Genomic DNA, 13,606 nt, shown 5'->3' on the forward strand with positions numbered 1-13,606 from the left:
ATGGGGCACACCACCTCATGCACAACCTGAGAGGATAAATGGTATGGAAATCAACATCGGAATCGCTGAGCAGGATCGCGCCGCTATCGCCGAAGGGCTTTCTCGCCTACTGGCTGACACCTACACGCTGTACTTGAAAACGCACAATTTTCACTGGAATGTCACCGGGCCGATGTTTAACACCCTGCACCTGATGTTTGAAGGTCAGTACACTGAACTGGCGATTGCCGTTGACGATATTGCAGAGCGTATTCGCGCCATTGGCTTTCCAGCACCCGGCACCTACGCAGCTTACGCCCGCCTGTCTTCAATTAAAGAAGAGGAAGGGATTCCAAGCGCAGAGGAAATGATCAAGCTGCTGGTTCAAGGCCAAGAAGCTGTGACTCGCACCGCACGTGGTATTTTCCCACTGCTCGAAAAGGTCAACGATGAGCCAACTGCAGACCTCTTGACTCAGCGCATGCAAGTCCACGAAAAGACTGCATGGATGCTGCGTAGCCTGCTCGCCGCTTAATTAAGCTGCACGCCGCACGACCACAAGGCCCGACATGTTCGGGCCTTGTCATTTCCAGCTAGAAACATCAGCGACCATCAGAGCGGCAAAACAGCCGCACCTGCGGCATTGAGTCGCCCCGCCCTTTACTGTTAAATACGCCTCCGTGCTAGCGACTCCTGTTTTGGCATTTTTAGCACGCCTGCCTGCTTAAGCTATCCACGCCTTTCATATCCATGGCAACGCATAGGCAGTCAGTTTTCCTAGCGATTCGTTAAATTAAGTGAGCTCATTGAACATGTTGAAAATCGTCCACCTACTGACGGGTCTTGCGGCCCTGCTTCTATCTTTTGTGCCCAGCCTGACAAATAACGCCCCGGCATTCCTGCAACACGCCGATGCGCTATGCCTTGCTTTGTTTGGCCTCCTCAACCTTACCCTTGCCCCACAACTGCCGATTTGGCACGCCGGACAACGCAGTTATCTGCAAAATCTGGTTTCTGTACTTTTATTGACAGCCACCGTACTCCAAGCTTTGGTATTGCTTGCACCCTTGCCCGTTATTGCAAATTTACCCGCCATTCTGATTAGTCTCGCGGTATTGGCTGCCGGGGTCCTGCTGCACCTGTGCATCAACCTGCGCATGGCATCGCGCCAATCCCTATCGGCACCGACTGACGCCAACCGTGAAAACGGCACGGTCAAGTGGTTCAACACCTCCAAGGGTTTCGGGTTTATTTCCCGCGACTCCGGCGACGACATTTTTGTTCACTTCCGAGCAATCCGGGGTGAAGGCCATCGCGTGCTGGTCGAAGGTCAGCGTGTTGAATTCTCGGTCATGCAACGCGATAAAGGCCTACAAGCCGAAGATGTAATCGCTGCATCGCCCGTAAGGCGCTAACCACAGATACACGAAGCCCGCGTTTAGCGGGCTTTTTATTAGCGAGCAAAATCATTAGTAGTGCGGTGGCGGCTCATCATCTTGAGAAATCTCAAACTGACCGGTTAGCTCTTGCTGACGCTTGGCCAGTGCCTCAACCTGCAACTGTAAGTACTCGATACGCTTTTGCTGCTCAACCAACACATCGTTGAGCGACTGAATGGTGTCATCCTGAAACGCCAAGCGCGTCTCCAGCTCGACCACGCGACCTTCAATTTCCATCCTCACCCCTCAACAACACTAAAACCTGCAAAATTGGCCGAAACCAGGCGCTGACGCAAATTGTCAATTTCAGCCTCATTATAAGCCCGCGCCGCGACTTTCCCCCATACAGGGGCAGGCCATGCAACATCGGAGGTGTGCCGAACAACCACATGCATGTGCAGCTGGGAGACCATGTTCCCCAAGGTCGCGATATTGATCTTATCCGCCACAAATTCCTGCTTTAAAAATGCAGCCAACTGTGCGGTTTCCTGCCACAGCAAAAGCTGGTCAGGCGAATCCAGATCAAACACCTCACTCACTGCCTCACGCCGCGGTACCAAAATAAACCATGGATAGTTGGCGTCATTCATTAGCAGCAGACGGCAGAGCGCGAAATCACCCATGACTCGCGTGTCGTTGCTCAGGCGTGAATCCAATACAAACATAACCCCTCCAACACATTAGCAAAGCTGCGACCTGCGCCGCCAATACTCAAGGATACCTGCTCAACAGCCAGGTTACCTATTGCTGAGGTTCACGCATTACAGCCTGCGCACCAAGAGATCGCACAGGTATTTCCAAACAGGCGTTTGGATGCACCATTTTGTTCCCTTCGGTAATAAATGGCTGTTCAAAACCCTGCCTGGACAACACCCCGATAAACACTGGGTAAAGCGCAGATACAAAATTGAAACAGCTTCTCAAGCGTTGAAATTACAAGAAAAAATGCTTGTGAGGCCCGCAAAGACTAGCTATAACATGGCCCCAGATCACCCAGCCGCCAGCAAGAGTGGTTTCGATGATCAAGGAATTTAGGAAAGATTGCGTTTTGAGCACGACTTTTGCTTTGTGCTACGACAACGCTTGAATTGCGGCGATGCAAGCCAGCAAATCAGGCTTATAAACCAAACAATTACAAGATCCGTTGGCGTTATTTAGGACACAAGTAAAATCTACAAAATTGCGACATGTTCCATCAGTATTTGCGACATCACTGAGAAGAACTAGCAACGAGCAGATGGCAACTATCGCCAATTATAGGCTGCGTGTTATAAGTTTAGCGCCGACACAAAAAGAAAGAGCCGCCCATACAATAATTAATTGGGTAGCACAACTCTTCTAAAAAACCAAAGGAGCAGTCACGATGCAAGTGATGAAGTGGAGCGTAATGGCCCTGGCAGTAGCCGCGGGTAGCACTCAAATGGCTTTCGCCTCTAGCCAATCCGAATCTAACGGCTTTCTTGAAGATAGCAGCTTCGACATCTTCAACCGCGTTCTGTACATGAACCGTGATTTCCGTAACGGCCCTAACCCGTCCGCCCCTAAAGGTGACAGCGGTTACCGTGAGGAAACTGGCTGGGGTCTGCGTACCCTGTTCGAATCGGGCTTCACTCAAGGCACCATCGGTGTTGGCTTTGACGCTTTCACGCTGAGCAGCTTGAAGTTGGACGGCGGTAGCGGTCACGGCGGCAGCGGTCTGTTTTCGGCTGATAGCGAAAGCAACTACGAGAAAACTCAGTCCCAAGCTGGCGGCGCAATCAAGTTCCGCGTTTCCAACACTGGCCTGAAATATGGCGATATGTTTGTTGGCAGCCCAGTATTCAGCACTGACGACAGCCGTATCCTGCCTGAATCTGCAACTGGTACCTATCTGGTTAGCAACGAGATTGAAGGTCTGGAACTGAGCGCTGGTCGCTTCACCGCCATGAGCAGCCAGGTTGCTACTGGCCGTGACACCATCGACGGCACAGGCCTGAAGTCAGCTAACATCTACGGTGCGAACTACAGCTTCACTGATAACCTCAGTGCTGGCGTGCACTACTCAGATGTTGAAGACTACTTCAAAAAGACTTACCTGAACGTTAACTGGACTGTTCCAATCTCTGATGATCAGGGCCTGAACTTTGACCTGAACGGCTACCACACCAAAGGTGATGGCGAAGAGCTGTACGGCGAAGTTGACAACAACATCTGGAGCTTGGCTGGCGCTTACAACATTGGCGCTCACACCTTCACTGTTGGCTATCAGAGCTCCACTGGCGATGCTGGCTATGTCTACGGCGTAGACGGTGGCGGTACCATCTTCCTGGCGAACTCGGTTCAATACTCCGACTTCAACGGCAAAGACGAAAACTCTTGGCAGGCCCGCTACGACATCAACATGGCTAGCTATGGCGTACCAGGTCTGAGCTTTATGACCCGCTACCTCGCTGGTGACAACATTGACGTTGGCACAGGTACTGACGCTCAAGAGCGTGAAGTCGACATCGAGGCTAAGTATGTAATTCAGGACGGCGCGGCTAAAGACCTGTCTTTCCGTGTACGTAATGCGTTCTACCGCTCGAGCAACGCCTATGGCGGCGATATCAACGATTTCCGTCTGATCATGGACTACCCGCTGGACGTGCTGTAACCCTCGGTTAGTTTGTAAGCGTTATAAAAACCCGGCTTCGGCCGGGTTTTTTATTAGCGCGATTAACTATCGCCTAGCGATATAAACAGCACGATAGTCTCAAATAGGCAGCGCATAAGTTCCGGTGACATGCGCAACCAACTCATCGGCATTACCCGCTGAATACAATGCAACTTCACAGACAGCTTGTCGCCGACTTAAGCGCAATATCTTAGCCTGCGCTAATAAGTCAACGGCTTTGGGTTTGACCAAAAAGTTAATATTTAAATTTGAAGTCACCGCCATCTCAACCCGCCCTAACCGGCCCAATACCACCGCATACATTGCTGCATCCGCCAGCGCCATGATGGTCGGCCCTGAAATGGTGCCACCGGGGCGCACCAATCTTGCGCAAAAGGGCACGCGCGCTAAGACACCGTCTGAATCAAGTCGATCAATGGTCAGCTGCATCTCTTCAGCTTGCGGCAATCCAGACCAGATAAGTGCTTGTACTTGCTCAGCAGTCAGTCCCGACATCCCAATCTCCTCTTATTGTGCATAGCTGCATCCTATACGTCTTGGTGCAGGCACCGTACAATGCCGGTCAATTTATTGCCCTTGCAACAGACAGAACGGTCAACCATGCGTACTAGTCAGTTCCTGCTCGCCACACAAAAAGAAACGCCTTCCGATGCCGTCGTTGTCAGCCATCAGCTGATGCTGCGCGCCGGGATGATCCGCAAACTTGCTTCCGGCCTCTACACTTGGCTGCCTATGGGCCTGCGCACCCTGCGCAAGGTTGAGCGCGTAGTCCGTGAAGAAATGGACGCCGCTGGCGCACTTGAAGTGCTGATGCCCGGTATTCAACCTGCCGAGCTGTGGCAGGAGTCTGGCCGCTGGGAGCAGTACGGCCCGGAATTGCTGCGCATGAAAGACCGTCATGGTCGTGATTTCTGTGCCGGCCCGACTCACGAAGAAGTCATCACCGATATGGCACGCAACGAGCTAAACAGCTACAAGCAGCTGCCAATCAATATGTACCAAATCCAGACCAAGTTCCGTGACGAAATCCGTCCACGCTTTGGTTTGATGCGCGGCCGTGAGTTCATCATGAAAGACGCCTACTCCTTTCATGCGAGCCCTGAATCCCTGCAAGAAACCTACGAGCGCATGCATCAGGCCTACTGCAACGTGTTCAGCCGACTGGGCCTGGATTTCCGCCCAGTACAAGCTGACACCGGCTCGATTGGCGGCACCGGCTCCCATGAGTTCCACGTACTGGCCGAATCTGGCGAAGATGATATCGCCTTCAGCGATACATCTGAGTACGCCGCCAATATCGAAAAAGCCGAAGCCGTACCTCGTGAAACTGAACGCAGCGCTGCAAGCGAAGAATTGCGTCTTGTCGACACGCCAAACACCAAGACCATCAATGATTTGATCACCGGTTTTGCTCTGCCAATCGAAAAGACCATCAAAACGCTGGTCGCCCATGGCAGCGAAGAAGGCACGCTGGTTGCCCTGATTATCCGTGGCGACCACGAACTCAATGAAATCAAAGCGGCCAACCTTGAACAGGTTGCCAATCCACTGGTTTTCGCCACAGAAGATGAAATTCGCACGGTGGTGGGTGCTGGCCCAGGTTCGCTCGGCCCTTTGAATATGCCTGTTACCTGCATTATTGATCGCTCTGTAGCGATGATGAGCGACTTTGCCGCTGGCGCGAACATCGAAGAAAAGCACTACTTCGGGGTTAACTGGGAGCGCGACTTGCCACTGCCAGAAGTGGCTGACCTGCGTAATGTTGTCGAAGGTGACCCAAGCCCGGACGGTAATGGCACGCTGGTGATCAAGCGCGGCATTGAGGTCGGCCACATCTTCCAACTGGGCACCAAGTACAGTGAGGCCATGAACTGCCAAGTGCTTGGCGAGAATGGCAAGCCAGTGACCTTGAGCATGGGCTGCTACGGTATCGGCGTATCACGCGTTGTTGCTGCCGCTATTGAACAGAACTCCGATGAGCGCGGGATTATCTGGAATGACGCACTGGCGCCCTTCCAAATCGCCTTGGTGCCACTGCGCTACGAAACAGAGGTTGTCCGCGAAGCAACCGACAAGCTCTATGCAGAGTTAACCGCTGCCGGTTACGACGTATTGCTTGATGACCGTGACAAAAAGACCAGTCCGGGCATCAAATTCGCAGACATGGAACTGATAGGCATCCCGCACCGCATCGTGGTCAGTGACCGCGGCCTTGCTGAAGGCAACCTGGAATACAAGAGCAGAGTGGAAACTGAAGCTCAAGCCGTTCCAGCCGCTGACATCCTGTCATTTATCAAAACACGTATCAGCCGCTGATTTCAGCCTTTAGCAAGAGTCATCATGTTCAATAGAAACACCTTACGCCTTGGCGGCGCCGCAATTTGCGGCGCCGTTTTTCTGAGCGGCTGCGCAAACCAACTTCCTCAACGCAGCGAACACGAGGAACGCATTGAGCGCAAATTGCTTGATCACAGCCTGCAGATAGATGCCGGTCAACCCGGCGTGCTAGAACTGCCGCAGCGTCGTGTTCGGGTCAATGAGCAAAAGACCTTTGAAGTCACCGCTTTCGAGGTTACGCGTAAATACGACCGCTACACGCCTTATCAGCCGTGGCGCGAGCTATACGAAGTGCCGCTAGGTGCGGTAGCTGTGGTCGCGGGCGTGGGGGCAAACATATTGAACGTGGTGCTGCTGGGCAGTCTGCCGGACACCGCCACCAAAGGCTGGATCAGCTACGGTTTTGCCGGGCTTAATCCGTTTATGAACGTGCAATCCAATGGCCGCTCGCAACAGAACCTGGCCAGCATCGACGAACAACGCCAAGATGCTCGCCTGGAATATTCAAGCCTTCCCTGGTCTGAGCGTCCTGTAATGGTCAAAGCAGGCGAGCAGCAGCATGAACTGTCAACCGATCGCAGTGGCGTACTGCGTATCAACCTGCTCGACAGCCCCTTTGCCGAGCAAGACATCAGTCGCGTTAGTTCACTGCACATCAGTGTTGAAGACCCCGACAACGATGTTCACGCAGACGCAAGCCTGCTCGTCAGCCGCACCCTGCGGGGCAAGCTAAATGAGGCTCATGGGCTGATTTACGACGACCTTGAGGGAGACGACACCAATCAGTGGGTGCATCGTGTCAAGCGACTCTCCGAGCTAGGCCTTGAAGAAGAAGCCAGTGAGCTTGAGCAAAGCCTCATTGAACTCACCCGCAACGACCCCGAGCTGCAAGAAGCCTTTGTGCGTTCACTGACCAAGGATGCGGGCCGCTTGGTAGCCGACCCCGGCAGTGACTAACTCGCGAATTTGACTGCCCCTGCTGTGCTTAGGCAGCAGGCTGTTGGTTGAAGCAATAGGTGCAGCACAGCTTAGCGAACGATAAAGCCCGCAATGCCTTGAACCCCTTGCTCGGTCAACTCAATTGACTCGACCTTGGCGCTTTTGGGGCCGCGTGCTAGCCATTTGCGCAGCACCTCGATAGCCTGCCTTTCACCCTCACACATCACTTCAACCCGGCCGTCGGGCAGGTTTCTCACCCAGCCATCAATCCCAAGCTGCTCAGCTTGCTCGGCTGTGGATTGACGAAAGCGAACCCCTTGTACACGACCGCTGATATAACCATGCATGCTGATTCTGGCTTCGTGTTCACTGCTCATTAAGATTTACCCCTCGGCCTTGAGCGTTGCAAGCTTGGCTTTAATCCCCTCTGCGGTTTGCTCACCCAACAAACGCTCACGCATGCGCCCAGACTTATCAATGATATAAGTCACCGGCAGGGCTTCACTGCGCGGTAATTTAAAACGCTGGGCAGGATCACTGGCCAATACCGTAAACGTGATACCCAACGCCTCACTGACTTTCTTAAGTTCGGCACCTTGCACGTTATCAAAGTTGACCCCTAAAACGCTGACCCCCTGATCTGCCAATTCTTTATCCAGCGCGTTAAGCTGTGGAATCTCGGTTCGGCAAGGCGCGCACCACTCCGCCCAATAATTGATAACCAGCCACTGGTCTTCAATCCGTTCAACCGGTACCTTGCGACCATACTGGTCAACACCTACCGCATCGGAGCATGCTGTCAGGACGACCACTGCAAATGCGCCTATAACTATACGAATGCCCCATTGGAGTTGTGCGACCATGTATTCGATCCTCTTGCTGGCAGGGTTGACATGACACTCGATGCCTTGCGCTTGGAGGTGCCGGACATCACTGATGAATCTTGCGTACCACAATCTGAGCTGGTTGAGCTTCTCGGCAACGCTCGCGCACAACCCCAAGAAGCTGCCCTAGAGCAAATCGTCAGCCTTTTGTTTCGGCTCAATCGCAGCACAATGACCTTACTCGAAAGACAGCGCGCGCTGCAAAACTTCAGCGATGAATATCGCCACTATTCGCTGTCTCAGCAAAGCCAAGTCCCGCCTCCTGCGCTGTATATACACTTGTGCAGCGAACTGGCGATTGGCTTTAAGCGCCTATTATTGCAAATCTTGCAAGGTCGGAACCCGTCACGCCCGCATCTGGCATGGTGCCTGTACATGGCGCAGCACTTCTTGGCGCAGACCCAACTCCGACATTACCAAGTCTATCAGGAGCCACCTCCGAGCCTCTGGCGAGACTGCCACCTGCTCTACTGGATCTGCGAGCACCAGAACTGCCTTGATGAACCAGTTGCAGCGGCCTTCAGGCCAGCCCCAGCGCCGACCTTGCGGGGCGTCTACCAGCAGATGCTGATTCTGGCACTGAGCAACCCGTTCCACCTGCATGAAGGTGAATGCTTATTGCTATTCAGTGCACTTGCACCGCTCACCGGCTTAGCCCGGCTTTTACCTTGGGAAGAGGATGACGAAACCGACGGGCCAATTGTTGATCTGAGCGAGTCACAACCCTGCTTGAGTTTCGCTCAGCCGATAAGAAGCGACCCCCAGTATTTACGCCGCTTTGAACTAGGCCCCTTGCTGGTAGCCCTGCATGATCCGGCACCCTTGCAATCAATCGCCGAAGCCAAAGTACTCAATCACGTGCAGCAACACTGGATGGGCCGTCAACAGCGACGTCACGAACGTGCGCCGAGCCCTTCGAACTGCGAACTGGTGGTCGGGCTGAGCGCCATTCATACCCAATTGCTGGATCAACGCCCACCTACTACCGAAGCGCAGATAATGGACGCCAGCGCAGGCGGTGCCCGCTTACTCTGCAACTCAGACCGTTCAAAGGCTATACAGGTCGGCCAATTAGTCTTGATTGTCAGCAGCAGTGACACGCCCACCTTGGCCTTGATCCGCTGGCGTCACCTGAACCCAGAGGGTTTGCATATTGGCCTGCGTTACCTGAAAGGCTTGCCACGCCCGGTCTGGTTGCGCCGGGCACCCGTCGCACAAAGCCATCCGGGCTTATTGCAAAGTACACCCGCACCCGGCAGTGGCTGGCATCACGGTGTGTGGCTGCCGCTTGGTCAGTTTGTTGAGGGTGAGAACCTGTGGCTGCAATTAGCCAACACCCACAACCAAAAGATTCTCATGCTACCGGCCTCTAACCTGAACACGCCAATTGTCAGTCGTCATCCTGTGGGGCTGGGCTAAGCGCCCTAGCAATGACAAAATCTGCGAGACCGATCACGCGACACAGCGCTTGAGCGCACAGTTTGGCCTGCACCGCCAAGCCTATAATTACCCGGACTGGTTCTCAGCCTGGATGCCCAAATGCCACAGCCTCACGACACGTTAATCGGCCCTGTTCCCTCACGAATTGTTAAAAGCGCACGCCAGCAGGTGACCGCTTTTGAAGGACGTATTGCTGAATACAATGTGGCCGTATGGCTTCAGGTTCCAGGGCTGGCAAATTTACCGGCGTCACTGGTTGTGACCTTCACTGACGCCGGAAAACGACGTGAAGTGGCAGTCGATCATGGCCAGGTGAACAGTCACAACAAGATCATGCTGTCGGGCGTTGCACGCCTGCCGTTCAAACAGCAAATTGAAGACATGCAGCTACAACTGCGAACAGCCGTGAGCTTCCAGACCCTCACCGTTGAAGAGATGTTTGTGCAAGCTGCCGAACTCGAACTGAGCGCGACTCAACAAGCATTGGCCTGATCACTTGAGCTCAAACAGGCAACGCAACTTGACCTAAGCCGAAATGCTTTCGGCAACAACCACGTCCTCTGCGCTCATCTTCTCATCGCCATCACAGCCTTGTGCCTGCGCCGCGAGGGATTCTGGCCAATGCGCAAAACGCAGCCCAGTGATTCGGTTTAACCGCTCCAGCGCTTCGTCCGAGTCTTGTGCGCATAGTGCGATGACCTTGCTCTGCTTTTTACCCATAACTCGTTTAACGCTCCGTAACTGACTGCGCCGATGGCAGCTCAAGCACTCAGTTCATTGTGTTGTTAATGTGTTTACTAGTCACTGTGCCAGAAGCATGCCAGAGCTGAACAAGCCACTCCCAACGGCGCTAGCTGCCAAGCGCCCCATCGACTAAGCAGCAGCTCGCCTTAAACTGACACTATTTGTCAGTCGGCGACGGCTGTAGCCATTGTGCCAAGCTGCCCTCGAATAAACGGGCTTGCTGCTCATGAAAACGCTCAAGCAACTGGCGAAATGCCGGGTACCAAGGCTCGTCCATTGCTTCAGGCAATTGATCCATTTGCGGCATAGGCCAGGGACTTTCAGTGATCAGGCGCTGCAAGGCAAAATTACTGAGGTCTCGGCTCACTACCCATGCGCCAGTCCCACTTGGAGTGACCAGCCGCTGACTTTCCAGAAAAGCCAACACCTCCTCCCACTCATGCTCGGGTAGCGCCCACCCTTTGCGGCGAACATCGCGATAACGCACCTTCAAACCCGATTGTTGACGCTCATAAAAAACGCGCAAAACGGCCATCACCAGCAGGATTCGCGGAATCTCCAACCGCCGCCACTGGTAGGAAGAAGACAAATTACACACCAGCTCAGCGCCAAACAGCACAATCAACCAAGATAAATAAATCCACAGCAAGAACAGCGGCACCGTGGCAAAAGCACCATAGATAAGCTGATAACCGGGGAAAAAGCGCACATACAGGCCGAATATGGTCTTGGCCACCTCAAATAAAACAGCCGTAAACAGGCCGCCGATTAGCGCATGCTTAAAGGGCACCCGGGCATTGGGAACCGTGGCGTAAAGCAGGGTAAAGGCCGCCATACTGAAAATTAGCGGCATAAAACGCAGCAACGTTTTTGCCCCGAGCAGCGCATCCGGCCCGGTCATCAATGACAAAGAAGCGATATAGGTGCTGACTGCAAACCCAGCACCTAGCAAGATTGGCCCTAAGCTGAGAATTGCCCAATACAGCAAAAAGCTGGATACACCACGCCGAGCCTGACGTACACGCCAAATGGTGTTGAAGGTTTTCTCGATCGTCACCAGCATTAAAAATGCCGTTACCGCCAAGATAATTACCCCAATCCAGGTTAACTGACGGGCCTGAAGCGTGAAGTTGCGCAAGTACTCCTGAACCGTTTCGCCAGCAGATGGCACAAAATTGCGAAACACAAAACTTTGGATCTGCACATCAGTGCCCTGAAATGCCGGAATCACCGAAAGCATGGTGAAGGTTACGGTCATCATCGGCACCACAGCGAACAGCGTGGTATAGGTCAGCGCGGCTGCATTGCTGATCCCTTGATCAGCAGAAAACCGCTGCAACAAGAAGCGCCAAAACTCGAACCACTCTCTTAACCGTTGGAGCATGCCTTCTCCTTAGCGAGTCGCGTCATAGCCACGCCTAATCCTTGATATACATCAGTTGTGCCCTTAATCGACAACTGAAAGCAAGACTTTACTGCATGAGGGGCTGCGCACTTCTTCGCTCGACACGGTTAGAATAGTCGCCACCTGACGCAAGATGCGAACCGCACATGACTGATTTAACGCTCTACCACAATCCGCGCTGTTCAAAATCACGCGCTGCATTGCAGCTTCTGGAAGACCGCGGCCTAGCCCCGCAGATCGTCCGTTATCTCGAAACACCGCCAACTGCCGGGCAACTGACTGAAGTGCTCAGCAGACTCGGAATTACCGCCCGGGCGCTGCTACGCACCGGTGAAGATGACTACAAGACATTGAACTTGGCTGCGCCAGAGCTAAGCGAAGCTGATCTGATAGCGGCAATGGTTGCCCACCCGAAACTGATTGAGCGACCTATTTTGATCGCTGGAGATCGTGCAGTAATTGGACGACCACCTGAGCGTATTCTGGAGATTCTGCCGTGAGCGCCGCCTATATTTTGGTGTTGTATTACAGCCGTCACGGTGCCACCAGCGAAATGGCCAAGCAAATCGCCCGAGGCATCGAAGCTACAGGACTGGAAGCCCGCCTGCGTACCGTACCGGCAGTGTCGGCGGATTGCGAAGCCACTGCGCCAGATATTCCAGAACAAGGCGCGCTATACGCCACCTTGGATGACCTGAAAAACTGCAGCGCCTTGGCACTCGGCAGCCCAACCCGCTTCGGTAATATGTCCGCGGCATTGAAGTACTTCCTTGATGGCACCAGCAATCTCTGGCTAACCGGTGCCTTGGTTGGCAAGCCAGCGGGAGTGTTTACCTCAACCGCCAGCCTCCATGGCGGACAAGAAACCACACTGCTTTCGATGATCATGCCATTACTGCACCACGGCATGCTGATCACAGGCCTGCCTTACAGCGAATCGGCCTTGCTTGAAACCCGCGGCGGTGGCACACCCTATGGCCCAAGCCACCATGCAGGGGCAGACGGTAAACGCACCCTCGACGAACATGAGAAAACCCTGTGCAGAGCACTTGGCAAGCGCCTGGCTGAAACCGCACAGAAATTGGAGACGCCACGTGGCTAAAGAAAAGAAGCCATTGCCAGAACTGCAGTGGTTAGAACCTCGGGTCAAGCTAAGCCGCGCTCTAAGCCTGTTTAACTACATCGCCCTGCTGATTCTGATTACTGCATGGAATCTGGCGTTTGCTGACCTGCATGGCGCACGCAACTGGGTAGTGTTGAGCATTCAGTTAGTTCCACTGTTGATACTCGCCCCGGGCATTGTACTGGGCAACGCCCGCGCCCACGCCTGGCTATGCTTCGTGATCAACCTGTACTTTATTCAGGGAATACTGGCCGCCATCGACCCGGCAAGAGCAATCTACGGCGCACTGGAAACAGTCATCAGCCTCGCTCTATTCTGCACCGCCCTGCTCTACACCCGCTGGCGTTTTCAGTACGATCGCAAACTGGCGGGCGAGCAATAAAGAAAAGCCCCTTGCCTAGGGAGCTTAGGTAGGGGCAAAGACGTTTTTTCATCCACCATTGCGGCAGTATATATTCGGGGTCTTGGCTTAACCTTGGTGAATCAGCTTTGTGCTTTTAACCCAAAACCCAAAATCTGACTTTTAAGCGTAGCGAGCGTAGGTCAGACAAGGCGAAGGACTGCCTGAAACGCGGAGTTTACTCTTGTAAGTGAGCATTTTCAGGTAGTCCTTCAACGCACTATCACCATCAGCTTTGTGCTTTTAATCCAAATAATCCAAAA

17 protein-coding genes and 1 pseudogene are annotated in these 13,606 nt (G+C 53.5%); 11 read left to right on the plus strand and 7 right to left on the minus strand.

The annotated features are described in order from the left end of the window. Window positions 1–43 precede the first annotated feature (43 nt). From ACIGCM_RS13105 to ACIGCM_RS13115, 3 genes and pseudogenes are all read left to right on the plus strand, one after another. Window positions 44–514, plus strand: coding sequence for a Dps family protein (locus ACIGCM_RS13105; RefSeq protein WP_397502496.1), 471 nt, complete (start codon window positions 44–46; stop codon window positions 512–514). Between the two features lie 277 nt (window positions 515–791). Further along, window positions 792–1,112 (plus strand): annotated as a pseudogene (locus ACIGCM_RS13110) (cold shock domain-containing protein membrane protein); the annotation flags it as partial. Between the two features lie 24 nt (window positions 1,113–1,136). Continuing rightward, entirely contained in the window at window positions 1,137–1,394 is a 258-nt protein-coding gene (locus ACIGCM_RS13115; protein ID WP_397502736.1) for a cold-shock protein, read from the plus strand. 54 nt (window positions 1,395–1,448) lie between these two features. Here ACIGCM_RS13115 and ACIGCM_RS13120 read toward each other — a convergent pair whose 3' ends face one another. Further along, window positions 1,449–1,655: a SlyX family protein gene (locus tag ACIGCM_RS13120; protein ID WP_397502497.1), complete on the minus strand. Its 207-nt coding sequence runs from the start codon at window positions 1,653–1,655 to the stop codon at window positions 1,449–1,451. Between the two features lie 2 nt (window positions 1,656–1,657). After that, window positions 1,658–2,083, minus strand: coding sequence for an HIT domain-containing protein (locus ACIGCM_RS13125; protein WP_397502498.1), 426 nt, complete (start codon window positions 2,081–2,083; stop codon window positions 1,658–1,660). A gap of 698 nt (window positions 2,084–2,781) precedes the next feature. On the opposite strand from ACIGCM_RS13125, the gene ACIGCM_RS13130 reads away from it, so the two are divergent. After that, entirely contained in the window at window positions 2,782–4,050 is a 1,269-nt protein-coding gene (locus ACIGCM_RS13130; RefSeq protein ID WP_397502499.1) for an OprD family porin, read from the plus strand. Between the two features lie 99 nt (window positions 4,051–4,149). Here the strand turns inward: ACIGCM_RS13130 and ACIGCM_RS13135 are convergent, their stop codons facing one another. Then, a complete protein-coding gene (locus ACIGCM_RS13135) occupies window positions 4,150–4,557 on the minus strand; it encodes a PaaI family thioesterase (protein ID WP_397502737.1) in 408 nt (135 codons plus the stop codon). Between the two features lie 114 nt (window positions 4,558–4,671). On the opposite strand from ACIGCM_RS13135, the gene ACIGCM_RS13140 reads away from it, so the two are divergent. Together ACIGCM_RS13140 and ACIGCM_RS13145 are read left to right on the plus strand one after the other, a co-directional pair. Continuing rightward, complete coding sequence (locus tag ACIGCM_RS13140) at window positions 4,672–6,387, plus strand: proline--tRNA ligase (RefSeq protein ID WP_397502500.1); 1,716 nt, start codon at window positions 4,672–4,674, stop codon at window positions 6,385–6,387. Between the two features lie 24 nt (window positions 6,388–6,411). Continuing rightward, on the plus strand, window positions 6,412–7,365 hold the full coding sequence (locus ACIGCM_RS13145) for a hypothetical protein (protein WP_397502501.1): 954 nt from the start codon (window positions 6,412–6,414) through the stop codon (window positions 7,363–7,365). Window positions 7,366–7,436: 71 nt separating this feature from the next. Here ACIGCM_RS13145 and ACIGCM_RS13150 read toward each other — a convergent pair whose 3' ends face one another. After that, complete coding sequence (locus ACIGCM_RS13150; RefSeq protein WP_397502503.1) at window positions 7,437–7,724, minus strand: acylphosphatase; 288 nt, start codon at window positions 7,722–7,724, stop codon at window positions 7,437–7,439. 6 nt (window positions 7,725–7,730) lie between these two features. Continuing rightward, window positions 7,731–8,210: a TlpA disulfide reductase family protein gene (locus tag ACIGCM_RS13155; RefSeq protein ID WP_397502504.1), complete on the minus strand. Its 480-nt coding sequence runs from the start codon at window positions 8,208–8,210 to the stop codon at window positions 7,731–7,733. A 30-nt stretch (window positions 8,211–8,240) separates the two neighbouring features. Here ACIGCM_RS13155 and ACIGCM_RS13160 point away from each other — a divergent pair, with 30 nt between their 5' ends. Next, window positions 8,241–9,650 carry a PilZ domain-containing protein gene (locus tag ACIGCM_RS13160; RefSeq protein WP_397502505.1) on the plus strand — a complete coding sequence of 470 codons (1,410 nt, stop codon included), beginning with the start codon at window positions 8,241–8,243 and terminating at the stop codon, window positions 9,648–9,650. A 120-nt stretch (window positions 9,651–9,770) separates the two neighbouring features. Continuing rightward, window positions 9,771–10,163, plus strand: a complete 393-nt coding sequence (locus tag ACIGCM_RS13165) for a hypothetical protein (protein WP_397502506.1) — start codon at window positions 9,771–9,773, stop codon at window positions 10,161–10,163. Window positions 10,164–10,196: 33 nt separating this feature from the next. On the opposite strand, the gene ACIGCM_RS13170 is transcribed toward ACIGCM_RS13165, so the two are convergent. Next, on the minus strand, window positions 10,197–10,391 hold the full coding sequence (locus ACIGCM_RS13170; protein WP_397502507.1) for a hypothetical protein: 195 nt from the start codon (window positions 10,389–10,391) through the stop codon (window positions 10,197–10,199). Between the two features lie 181 nt (window positions 10,392–10,572). After that, window positions 10,573–11,799 carry a virulence factor BrkB family protein gene (locus tag ACIGCM_RS13175; protein ID WP_397502508.1) on the minus strand — a complete coding sequence of 409 codons (1,227 nt, stop codon included), beginning with the start codon at window positions 11,797–11,799 and terminating at the stop codon, window positions 10,573–10,575. Between the two features lie 167 nt (window positions 11,800–11,966). Between ACIGCM_RS13175 and arsC the strand changes: the two genes are divergently transcribed. Genes arsC through ACIGCM_RS13190 form a run of 3 tightly spaced genes read left to right on the plus strand, consistent with a single transcriptional unit; the run spans window position 11,967 to window position 13,325 of the window. Further along, window positions 11,967–12,320, plus strand: a complete 354-nt coding sequence (arsC, locus tag ACIGCM_RS13180; protein WP_397502509.1) for an arsenate reductase (glutaredoxin) — start codon at window positions 11,967–11,969, stop codon at window positions 12,318–12,320. Beyond that, window positions 12,317–12,922 carry an NAD(P)H:quinone oxidoreductase gene (gene wrbA / locus ACIGCM_RS13185; protein WP_397502510.1) on the plus strand — a complete coding sequence of 202 codons (606 nt, stop codon included), beginning with the start codon at window positions 12,317–12,319 and terminating at the stop codon, window positions 12,920–12,922. Before arsC ends, wrbA begins: the two co-directional genes overlap by 4 nt. Further along, window positions 12,915–13,325, plus strand: a complete 411-nt coding sequence (locus ACIGCM_RS13190) for a DUF2069 domain-containing protein (RefSeq protein WP_397502511.1) — start codon at window positions 12,915–12,917, stop codon at window positions 13,323–13,325. The genes wrbA and ACIGCM_RS13190 overlap by 8 nt, the downstream gene beginning before the upstream one ends. Window positions 13,326–13,606: the final 281 nt, after the last annotated feature.

Origin of the sequence: Pseudomonas sp. NPDC078700 (assembly GCF_044542375.1) — a bacterium.
Lineage (GTDB): Bacteria > Pseudomonadota > Gammaproteobacteria > Pseudomonadales > Pseudomonadaceae > Aquipseudomonas.

Coding starts and splice junctions, on each gene's coding strand:
- arsC (WP_397502509.1), top strand. CDS start 11,967: ATGACTGATTTAACGCTCTACCACAATCCGCGCTGTTCAAAATCACGC.
- ACIGCM_RS13150 (WP_397502503.1), bottom strand. CDS start 7,724: ATGAGCAGTGAACACGAAGCCAGAATCAGCATGCATGGTTATATCAGC.
- ACIGCM_RS13160 (WP_397502505.1), top strand. CDS start 8,241: ATGACACTCGATGCCTTGCGCTTGGAGGTGCCGGACATCACTGATGAA.
- ACIGCM_RS13140 (WP_397502500.1), top strand. CDS start 4,672: ATGCGTACTAGTCAGTTCCTGCTCGCCACACAAAAAGAAACGCCTTCC.
- ACIGCM_RS13165 (WP_397502506.1), top strand. CDS start 9,771: ATGCCACAGCCTCACGACACGTTAATCGGCCCTGTTCCCTCACGAATT.
- ACIGCM_RS13170 (WP_397502507.1), bottom strand. CDS start 10,391: ATGGGTAAAAAGCAGAGCAAGGTCATCGCACTATGCGCACAAGACTCG.
- ACIGCM_RS13120 (WP_397502497.1), bottom strand. CDS start 1,655: ATGGAAATTGAAGGTCGCGTGGTCGAGCTGGAGACGCGCTTGGCGTTT.
- ACIGCM_RS13155 (WP_397502504.1), bottom strand. CDS start 8,210: ATGGTCGCACAACTCCAATGGGGCATTCGTATAGTTATAGGCGCATTT.
- ACIGCM_RS13115 (WP_397502736.1), top strand. CDS start 1,137: ATGGCATCGCGCCAATCCCTATCGGCACCGACTGACGCCAACCGTGAA.
- ACIGCM_RS13125 (WP_397502498.1), bottom strand. CDS start 2,083: ATGTTTGTATTGGATTCACGCCTGAGCAACGACACGCGAGTCATGGGT.
- ACIGCM_RS13175 (WP_397502508.1), bottom strand. CDS start 11,799: ATGCTCCAACGGTTAAGAGAGTGGTTCGAGTTTTGGCGCTTCTTGTTG.
- ACIGCM_RS13130 (WP_397502499.1), top strand. CDS start 2,782: ATGCAAGTGATGAAGTGGAGCGTAATGGCCCTGGCAGTAGCCGCGGGT.
- ACIGCM_RS13145 (WP_397502501.1), top strand. CDS start 6,412: ATGTTCAATAGAAACACCTTACGCCTTGGCGGCGCCGCAATTTGCGGC.
- ACIGCM_RS13105 (WP_397502496.1), top strand. CDS start 44: ATGGAAATCAACATCGGAATCGCTGAGCAGGATCGCGCCGCTATCGCC.